Here is a 10,238-nt window from a genome sequence, read left to right as displayed (position 1 = left end):
TTACTGTGTAAGTAACACTATATCTAACCACAACTTTATAATTACCTGGTCCAACATTTAAGAACACAGGATTTGCTGAATAACTTTGACCATTTGTAATACTATAAGCAAGTGTATTACCATTTGCTACAATATTTTCAATTCTAATAGATGAAGCCCCATCATAACAAACACTGCTTGTAGAATTTACATCAAAAGTAGGTTTTGAAACTTCAGGAATAACAATAGAAGTTGTTGCAGAACAACCAGCGTCATCAACTACTCTAATGTTGAATGTTCCTGGATTTGTAATAATAACCGGATTTGCATCAACACGTGTTGGAGATCCGTTGATAAAATAAGCATAAGGCTCTTTTCCTCCAGATGCTGATAATAACATTTTACCTTCACTACAAGCTGTCAAAGGTTCTTGTAAACTTACAAATGCTTTTAACTGACTAGAAGGTGGTTTTATTTCAAAATAATAAGATACATCACATTTTGGTGCTGGAGTCTGATTTATAGGACTGCTTGTAACTCTTATATAATAATTTTTTCCCCAAGTTCCGTAGCTCAAAGAATCGAAACTATAGTCTAAACTTGTAACAGGGCCTTCTTGTTTTTCAATTTGTCCAGTTGCCTGATTATAAAGATAGATATAATATGGCCCTTCAAAATTTTGGATTCCCACACTTGCACTTCCTAAATCGGTTGGACAGATAGGATCAACTTTCTTACCATCCAATTTTAGATCTAATTTTCTTATTAGGATATTAGGTATTTTGAAAATACATGGGTTTGTTGTTACCCCTTTTTGTCTAATAAAAATTGTATATGCATTTGGATTGTAAATAGGGAACGTATTACTGTCCTGCCATTGCCAATCTTGAATAGTTGCCTCTGGATCTGTACTAATAGCATATTGATATCCTGCAGGAACATCACGTACTGTAATGCTTCCACTGTTACCGCAAAGTATATCAACATGTTCTTCTGTTGGTGCTAATGGGTTAGTGTAAACATTAAAGTAAAAACGGTTGAAACAGCTACCAGAATAGTTAATTGTTAAACGGTATTGTCCAGCGTCTTTCGCTGTAAAATCTGGACCTGTGCTTACAGGTAACCATTTACAATCTGTACTTTCGTTAGCACAATTCTCATTCGTCGGCGCTTTACAGCTACTTGTGTCAAGTCTTTCCCAAACAATATCAGAACTATCATTAATTCCTGTTTTGATCAGTCTTGTTGCATTTGCCCCACATAAAAATATTTTTGGTAATTTTTTACCATCGTTAGGACAAATTACAATTTCATCTGCTTCAGTCAGAACTGGATTTTCAGCTGTGTCACCAAATCTTACAACAGTAAATTGCTCAAAAATAGATCTACAAGGTGCTGGTGCTTCATTATAAACATAATAAGTTCCAGGATCTTTAACAGTAAGAGTCTGCCCTTTTCCTATTTCTTTTGTTTTTTCCTTATCGCTGTACCAAGTATATGTTGAGTAACCATTTGCTGCTGTAATAGTCGTCGTCTCTGTACACAGAGTACGTCTTCTATCATATTGGCAACCTTCTACACCTACTAAGAAGTTGGTTGCTTTTGGCACCAAAATACATCCTGTATTACTGTCCACACTTGGATCATCAGTAATTAAGAAAGAAGTATTTTGAGAACCTTTATAAGTAGCATATGCAGAGTTATCAATACTGTTTGAACAAGCTTCATCTAGCATTGTACAATCAGGGATTACCTGTACTTTGAATTTGATTGTTTTTTCAGATAAACCAACTTTTGCAATATCGTTGCGAACATCAAAAACAATATTTCTTGTAGTAGGATTATAGCTTTTTACTGTTACACCATCAGGTAATGGCAATAAATCTGCTGGGTAATTAAAAATGATATTAATAGGCAATTGATCACGAATTGTAAAAGAGGTCGCATCATCATTACCTGTATTTTTAAAACCAATTTCATAATTTAACTGCTGACCTAAATTTACAGTTTGCCCTCCAATATTATCTCCTTGTGCGTTTTTAACAATTTTGGTAAGAACAATTTTAGGTTCAATAATTTCAACAGATATTGCTGTAAAGAACATGAAATACGAATCCTGAGAAGTATTAATTCTTAACGTAGCACTCGTCTCATTATTTTGAATAATATTATTGCCATCGTTTATAACCTTAACAACTCCGGCATCATAACCTAATGTATTTTTACTGGCAGGGGTACGGCCATCCAAAATTACATCTCCATCTGTAATGGTACTATTGAAAAAGTTAGGCTTAGCAGGCGATCCTGTGGTCCACCATGAAGCAGGAACTGCTGGTGTAATCGGTCGTGCTAATGAAGATACAGGTCCCCAAGTAGTTGAGTTACCACCTTTAAATTGTAAACCGTCACCTTCTAAAGAGTTATCACCTTCTAAGGCACTAAATCCTAATTTTACATTTACATTTCCAACAGGATTTGTTCTGAAGCCACTAATTGGAATATCCAGAGGAGGATCAGTACTTCTGATCATACTAAAACCATCAAAACTAGTAATATATTTACTAGGAAGTTTTGGATCTTTATAAATTACATAAATAGTCCATCCTGCAGAGTTTCCTCCTCCAGGATTAAGTGATCCTTGAGAAGCTACTATATCTGCTAAAGTATAAAGACCTGGTCCAGCAGCCTTAACTTCTGCCGTAATTTCTTTAAAACAAGCATATGGTTTAGATAGATACGCATTATTTACACCCGATCCTCCTTCGTCCCAAATTACACTTCCTGTTATAGCTTTATAAGCGCTAGTTCCAGTTTTTAATTTAACCTTATTGATATTGCTTCTATCAGATCCTTGATAAGTTCCTGACCAATATAAAGCAGCATAAGCGATTTCGTAACAATCTCTACTAGTTTGAGGAATAGTCAATGTTGCCGAACTAGAATTGAAAGTTGCTGCATCATTATCTATGTCGATATACTTCATATCCAAGTTATCGTTGGCCGTAGTACCGGTACCTTGAGAATCAAAAGCATCATTTGGACGTTGGTTTCTTCCGCCATCTCTATTCAAGATATTGTTACCAATAACCAAAATATCTCCTTTTAAACTAGTAGTATATCTTGGATCGAAATTCTTTCTTACCTGAGCGTAAGAAGAAATACCGAGCAAGATAAATACAGCTGCAATAAATACTTTAAAAATAGTAGGTTTTTTCATAGTCTTCATTTTGTTGTGGCCTTTTTTTAATTTTTTAAGGGGCATTAAAAAATAAATCATAGCATTCTTAACATTTTATTTTATGTCCTTCTGAAACCCTCAGAAGGACTAACTTATCTATATATATTTCTATTAATTCTCAACTTTTACGACAGCCATTCTACCGTTGTAAGGCTTGCTCCCTTTAGCTTCCAAAGCTTTTGTTGCTTCTTGTAAACCGTCATACTTTTCATAATAGATGTAATATTTACTTGTTGTCACATTATAAAAGAAATTCACATCTGTAAGTCCTGCAGCTACTGCTTTAGTTAAAAACTCATCTCGTTTCTCAACACTGTTGTGTACCGCAAGAATCAAGTAATATCCACTATCAGAATTTTTAATATTCTTAATAATCTGCATGTTTGACTGCTCTTCACCAAAATCAAAATCATTTGCTTTCAATGGTGTGCTACTTACTTTTGTTGTCTCTTTTATACGTTTTAGAGCGGCAACGTCCTGAGCATATCTTCCTTCATCATTCTCATAAGCTGCACGTTTAATTCTACGTTTACGCTCAATTTCAGTCTCTGTTTTAATACGCTCTAAATCGGCAATTAATGCAGCACCTTCTCTTTCCATTTTCAACTGAGCCGCTTTCAATTCATTTATCTTTTCAAGATAAGCTCTATTCAAAGGATCATCTTTAGGGAACTTTTTACTTCTTTCGTTATAAAGATTCGTCAACTTCGCAATCTCATTTTTCATGCTGTTGTTTGCATCAGCAATCTGAACTTTCAATGCTTCAATCTGACTGTTTTCTGCCGCTACACTCTTGAATGGTTTTGGCTCTTTATAAATCCCCTTTTCACTTAAATCATTCTCCTCTTTCAAATCGTTCAAGTCTTTTTGCTTATTTGCAACAGTAGCCTTAAACTGATCAAGTAAATCCGTTTGTATTTTACTTGTGCTTTCAACCGATTTTGTCAAGTTTTCGATAGCTTTTCCAGTATCATCTTTCGCTTTTGCTGCTAGTGCTGCTGCTTCCGCATCTGCCTTCGCTTTTTCAGCTGCCAATATTGCCTGACGCTCTTCTTCTTCTTTCAATCGTCTTGTTTCTTCTTCAGCTTTTAATTTTTCATTTGCTTCTGCATCTGCTTTCGCTTTTGCATCTGCTAAAAGTTTCGCTTGAAGAGCTTCCATATCTGCTTTTGCTTTAGCGTCTGCTACCAATTTAGCTTGGCGAGCTTCTTCTTCTACTCTAGCTTTTTCTTCAGTTGCTTGTTTCGCTTTCAATGCTTCGGCATCAGCTTTTGCTTTTGCTTCTGCTGCCAATCTTGCTTTTTCTGCCTCAGCATCTGCTTTTGCTTTCGCATCTGCAGCAAGTTTCGCTTGAAGAGCTTCAGCATCTGCTTTTGCTTTTGCATCAGCGGCTAATTTCGCTTGGCGAGTTTCTTCTTCCACTCTAGCTTTTTCTTCAGCAGCTTGTTTTACTTTTAATGCCTCTGCATCCGCTTTAGCTTTATCAGCAGCCAATTTCGCTTGACGTGCATCTTCCTCTTCTTGTATTTTTTTAGCTTCTGCATCTGCCTTCGCTTTAGCTGTAGCTTCTGCGTCTGCTTTTACTTTTGCATCAGCTAATAATTTTGCTTGAAGCGCTTCCATATCCGCTTTTGCTTTAGCATCTGCTGCAAGTTTAGCTTGTAATGCTTCTGCATCAGCTTTTGCTTTTGCGTCTGCAGCTAATTTCGCTTGACGAGCTTCTTCTTCTACTTTAGCTTTTTCTTCTGCCGCTTGCTTAGCTTGTAATGCTTCTGCATCCGCTTTCGCTTTTACTTCTGCTGCTAATCTTGCTTTTTCCGCTTCAGCGTCTGCTTTTGCTTTAGCATCTGCTGCCAATTTCGCTTGGCGAGCTTCTTCTGCTACTCTAGCTTTTTCTTCAGCGTCTGCTTTTGCTTTAGCGTCAGCTGCCAATTTCGCTTGACGAGCTTCTTCTGCCACTCTAGCTTTTTCTTCAGCAGCTTGCTTAGCTTGTAATGCTTCAGCATCTGCTTTCGCTTTTGCTTCTGCCGCTAATCTTGCTTTTTCTGCGTCAGCATCTGCTTTTGCTTTAGCGTCAGCTGCTAATTTCGCTTGACGAGCTTCTTCTGCTACTCTAGCTTTTTCTTCAGCAGCTTGTTTAGCTTGTAATGCTTCTGCATCCGCTTTCGCTTTTGCTTCTGCCGCTAACCTTGCTTTTTCTGCCTCAGCGTCTGCTTTTGTTTTAGCCTCTGCTGCTAATCTTACTTTTTCAGCTTCTGCATCTGCTTTTGCTTTAGCATCAGCAGCTAATTTCGCTTGACGAGCATCTTCCGCTTCTTGTAATTTTTTCGCTTCAGCATCTGCTTTGGCTTTAGCTGTTGCTTCAGCATCCGCTTTCACTCTTGCATCTGCAATTAGTTTAGCTTGTAAAGCTTCCATATCAGCTTTAGCTTTCGCGTCTGCTGCCAATCTTGCTTTTTCTGCCTCAGCGTCTGCTTTTGTTTTCGCTTCAGCTGCTAATCTTACTTTTTCAGCTTCTGCATCAACTTTTGCTTTTTCTTCAGCTTCTAATTTTGCTTTTGCAGCAGCTTCTGCATCTGTTTTCGCTTTTGCGTCTGCTACAAGTTTAGCTTGAAGTGCCTCTGCGTCTGCTTTAGCTTTTGCTTCTGCAGCTAATTGCGCTTGGCGTGCATCTTCAGCTTGTTTTATTTTCAGTGCTTCAGCATCTGCTTTTGCTTTTGCTTCTGCAGCTATAAGTGCTTGTCTAGCTTCAGCATCGGCTTTCGCTTTTGCGTCTGCCGCTAATTTTTCTTTAAGAGCAGCTTCTTCAGCAACTTTAGCTTTTAAATCTGCTGCTGCTTTAGCTCTATTTGCAGCATCAATAGATGTTTTTGTTTTTGCTTCTGCTGCCGCTTTTGCTTTAGCTTCTGCAGCTAATCTTGCTTGTAAAGCATCTGAATCTGCTTTTGCTTTTGCATCTGCTGCTAATATTGACTGCATGTCTGCCGCTTCAGCTTTTGCTTTCGCATCTGCTTTACGTTTCGCTTCGGCAGCATCTGCTTTTGCTTTATTATCAGCAATTAATTTCAATCTTGCTGCTTCTGCATCTGCCTTCGCTTTTTCTGCAGCAGCCAATCTTGCTTGTCTAGCTACTTCTGCATCTGCTTTTGCTTTTTCAGCCGCAGCTAATCTTGCTTTTGCCGCAGCCTCTGCATCTGCTCTAGCTTTATCTGCTGCCAATTGCGCTGCAGTTTTCTGTGGCGCTGGAGCCGTTTTCGCTGCTTCTGCTTTTGCCTTAGCTGCCGCTTCCGCATCTGCTTTTGCTTTTGCATCTGCAGCTAATTTCAATTTCATAGCTTCAGCATCTGCTTGTGCTTTATCAGCAGCTAATTGTGCCGCTGTTTTTTGTGTTTCTGGAGCTGTTTTCGCTGCCTCAGCTTTTGCTTTAGACGCTGCTTCTGCATCTGCTTTCGCTTTTGCATCTGCGGCTAATTTCAATTTCATAGCCTCAGCATCTGCTTTTACTTTATCAGCAGCTAATTGAGCTTGTGTTTTTTGTTCTGCTGTTGCTGTCGGTTTGTTTGCTACCGCTTGTGCTCTTGCAGCCGCTGCAGCATCTACTCTTGCTTTGTTCTCTGCAGCTAATCTAATTCTACGCTCTTCTGCATCAGCTCTTGCTTTATCAGCAGCCAATTGAGCTTGTGTTTTTTGTGTTGATGCAACGGCTCTGTTTGCTGTTGCTGTTTGTGCTCTCGCAGCTGCTGCGGCATCTGCTTTTGCTTTTGCCTCTGCAGCTAGTTTTATCTTAACAGCTTCAGCATCTGCTTTAGCTTTATTATCCGCATCTAATTTTGCTTTCGCTACAGCTTCAGCATCTGTTCTAACTTTTTCTGCTGCTGCTAATCTTGCTTCTTTTGCTTTTACTTCAGCTTCCAATTTTGCTTTTGCAGCAGCTTCTGCATCAGCTCTAACTTTTTCTGATGCTGCCAATCTAGCTTGTTTTGCTTCAGCATCTGCTTTTGCTTTTGCTTCTGCATCAGCTCTAACTTTTTCTGCAGCTGCCAATCTAGCTTGTTTTGCTTCGGCATCTGCTTTTGCTTTTGCTTCTGCAGCCAGTCTGTTCTTTTCAGCAATTTCAGTTCTGTCTACTTGAGTTGCTTGAGATTTTGGCTTAGCTGGAACTGGCTTTGGTTTTGAAGGATCAATTAACGAACCTTCTTCATCATCTCCATAATAGTAATTTCTATTCTTGAATTTGTAGGCAATAGCGAATTCATGAGAACCGCCTAGGTTAGAGAAATTGCCCATTCCTCTTTCATAATTGTATTCAATAGCAATACTTGGAGTAATATTAATTCCAAGTCCTGCTGAAACTCCGTATAATGTGTTATAACCTGCTTGTGCCCAAACTCCTTGCTGAAGTGCAAGCATCCCTAAACCTGAAATAACTGTTTTATCTTTTTTAATTTCTGTTCTAACAATTCCAGAAAATTTACTTCTGTCAAAAAAGCCATAACTGTCAATATATCCAGTATACATAGCGTGCAATTGAATTGCTCTTTCTGGATCTTCTTTTACCATTCCAGATCCAAAATTGTATAACACTAAATTGTTAATAGACAATCCAAAATCTAAAAAGGCAGTACCATAGTTAACCCCTGGATTAATCGTTAACAAAGTGCTTTTTGGAAAATCTCCAGCTAAAATACTTGTGTCATCTGATATGATTTTTCCAGTATTTAAACCACTTTGATAAACTCCTGCATTTAAACCAAAAGTCAAATTGCTATCTTCTTCAAGAACGATATTGTGAGCGAAATTGACAACTCCGCCAAAAACAGTCATTAATCCATAATTCTGTTGAAATAGACCAACCGCAAATGCTTCATTTTCTCTGAAACGTCCAGAATAATTTGCCAAATAGGTTTGCGGCGCGTTTTCGAATTGAACCCATTGTCTTTTGTTATAGAAACTTACGTAAGGGTTTGACTCTCTAACAAAGCTAAATGTTGGGTTAATTAAATATCTATTAAACTTCAAAGAATTTCTAATAGGTAATGAAAACGAAACAACTCCATCCTCACTTGCGTTTTGAGAATAGAGTACATTAGATAAACCGTAAAATAACGTGATGAATAGTAAAAGTTTCTTCATATTATTTTATAACAGTTATTGATCCTTTTTTTTCACCTGTGTCGGATTGAATGACATAGTAATAAACGGGATTTACATTCTTAAAATCTATATTGTTTTGAGGCCAATCGCCTTGGTAATTCGTTACATCCAAAACCATATCTCCGTTTGAACTAATGATCATTACCTTTGTATTTGCATTTTTATATTCATCTGGAATATTCCAATAAGGGTTCATTCCGCTTAACTTAATAATGTTCGGAATAACGCTCGATGGGCCAGATTCACCATTTATTCTAAAAGAAAATTCTTTACTAGCGACACATCCAATTGCCTGAGATACTACTACTTTATAATTACCTTTAACAGATACAACATAAGATCTAGTTGTTTCGTTAGGAATTAAATTATCGTTCAAATACCACTCAAAAGTTGGTTCAGAAGCAGCTGTTGTTACGCTTACAGTTATCGTTTCTCCTTCGCTTAATTTATATCCGTCTTGAGCATCAATGCTTGCGTCAAAACTATTGCTTTCAAGATTAATACTTCCTGTACCTTTACATCCTCCAAAATCAACTTCAACAGTATAAACTCCAGATTCGTTTGTAGAATAAGTACGATTAGTAGCACCAGTGATTACTGTTCCATCTTTTTTCCAAGTATAGCTGTTTCCTGATGTAGCAGTTAAAACCGTTCCTGTACCACTTGCACAGAACGGGTTTCCTAAACTTGAATTAATAGTAACGCTAGATCCGCTAGAAGAAGAAGTAACATTAACACGATTAGAACTAAAATTCACATCAGAACATTGACCATAATCGATTTCCGCGTAATATCTTCCGGTACTATTAACAACTATCTCTTTTGCTGATTGTCCTGCAATAAGAACATTGTCTTTATACCATTTGTATTTGATATTAGTGATATTAATTGGAGATGGAGTATCTGCACTAACTGAAAGAGTTAAACTTCCGCCAGAGCATAGCATAGCCGTATCATTCTTATTGTTTATAAAAAATGATGACTCGTATGGTTTGAAGTATGCAGGAAATGCAGTATTGCCTAAAGAATTTCTAAATCTTGTACTTGTTACGCCTGTTGAACTTTTTACTCTAAGACTATATGTATCAGAACCTATTAAATTGGTAGGTACTGCATATTTAATTGTTTTTTGAGTTGCAGAAACATCAACTGTTTGAAGCAAAGTTGTGGCAACAGGAGTAGTAAAATTTCCCGCAGCGTCTGAAAGCTCAACTACGAATGTAGTACCTGCGGGAAAATCTATATAACTGAAGGTAGCATAAAACTCGTTGAACGAATTACCAGCACAAAGTTTCTCTAAACCATCAAATGTTTGAGGCACTATAGTTTGGGCATAGGAACTCGATCTAGCAAATAGTAAAATGCTAAATAATATTAAAACTTTAAAAAAAGATAAAGTAATTTTTTGAATCATATAGTGCGTGTTCTTGCTAGATCTATACGCTCAAAAAACAAAATATCTATAACTGTTTCTGAGAAATCATATTTGTAGTTTTCGATTACTTCTTTTGCTAGAATTGAAGTAGCCGCAACTGATGAATTCTCTTCACAATCGTTTGATACTGTATTTGATTCAGCCGCTATAGTAAGGCTGTCCTTGGGGGTGGACATCCCTACTATAAACTGATTTAAATTGCCGTTTTCAACAGCACTAGTATTGTTGTTTTGGTTATTGCAAGCCAAAGTTAAACCGCACGCAGAACCAGCAGCCTCAGTAGGTTTTTCTGCTGTATTCTGTGCATATAGAGTTAACGATATAGGCGAAACCAAAAATATTATATATAAAAAATATTTTTTCGTAGATACCATTATGTCTTGATCTTTATTTAGGCCCGTAAGACGATACATAAATTGTGTCTGGGGACTT

3 protein-coding genes and 1 pseudogene are annotated in these 10,238 nt (G+C 37.3%); all 4 read right to left on the bottom strand.

Annotation, left to right across the window (positions count from 1 at the left end; translation table 11 throughout):
• A pseudogene (locus tag ACE01P_RS22715) lies at nt 1-3,196 on the bottom strand (chromophore lyase); the annotation flags it as partial.
• Nucleotides 3,197-3,328: 132 nt separating this feature from the next.
• Nucleotides 3,329-8,350, bottom strand: a complete 5,022-nt coding sequence (locus ACE01P_RS22710; RefSeq protein ID WP_379701352.1) for a PorP/SprF family type IX secretion system membrane protein — start codon at nt 8,348-8,350, stop codon at nt 3,329-3,331.
• Between the two features lies 1 nt (nt 8,351).
• Nucleotides 8,352-9,785, bottom strand: a complete 1,434-nt coding sequence (sprC, locus tag ACE01P_RS22705; protein WP_379701351.1) for a gliding motility protein SprC — start codon at nt 9,783-9,785, stop codon at nt 8,352-8,354.
• Nucleotides 9,782-10,180, bottom strand: a complete 399-nt coding sequence (locus ACE01P_RS22700) for a hypothetical protein (RefSeq protein ID WP_379701350.1) — start codon at nt 10,178-10,180, stop codon at nt 9,782-9,784. Before ACE01P_RS22700 ends, sprC begins: the two co-directional genes overlap by 4 nt.
• Between the last annotated feature and the right edge of the window lie 58 nt (nt 10,181-10,238).

The sequence above is a fragment of the Flavobacterium sp. HJSW_4 genome (assembly GCF_042436695.1).
Lineage (GTDB): Bacteria > Bacteroidota > Bacteroidia > Flavobacteriales > Flavobacteriaceae > Flavobacterium.
This window is presented reverse-complemented; position numbering and strand designations above follow the sequence as displayed.

Bases quoted from the DNA above. Each gene is read 5' to 3' on its own strand.
- ACE01P_RS22700 (WP_379701350.1), bottom strand. From the start codon at position 10,180: ATGGTATCTACGAAAAAATATTTTTTATATATAATATTTTTGGTTTCG.
- ACE01P_RS22710 (WP_379701352.1), bottom strand. From the start codon at position 8,350: ATGAAGAAACTTTTACTATTCATCACGTTATTTTACGGTTTATCTAAT.
- sprC (WP_379701351.1), bottom strand. From the start codon at position 9,785: ATGATTCAAAAAATTACTTTATCTTTTTTTAAAGTTTTAATATTATTT.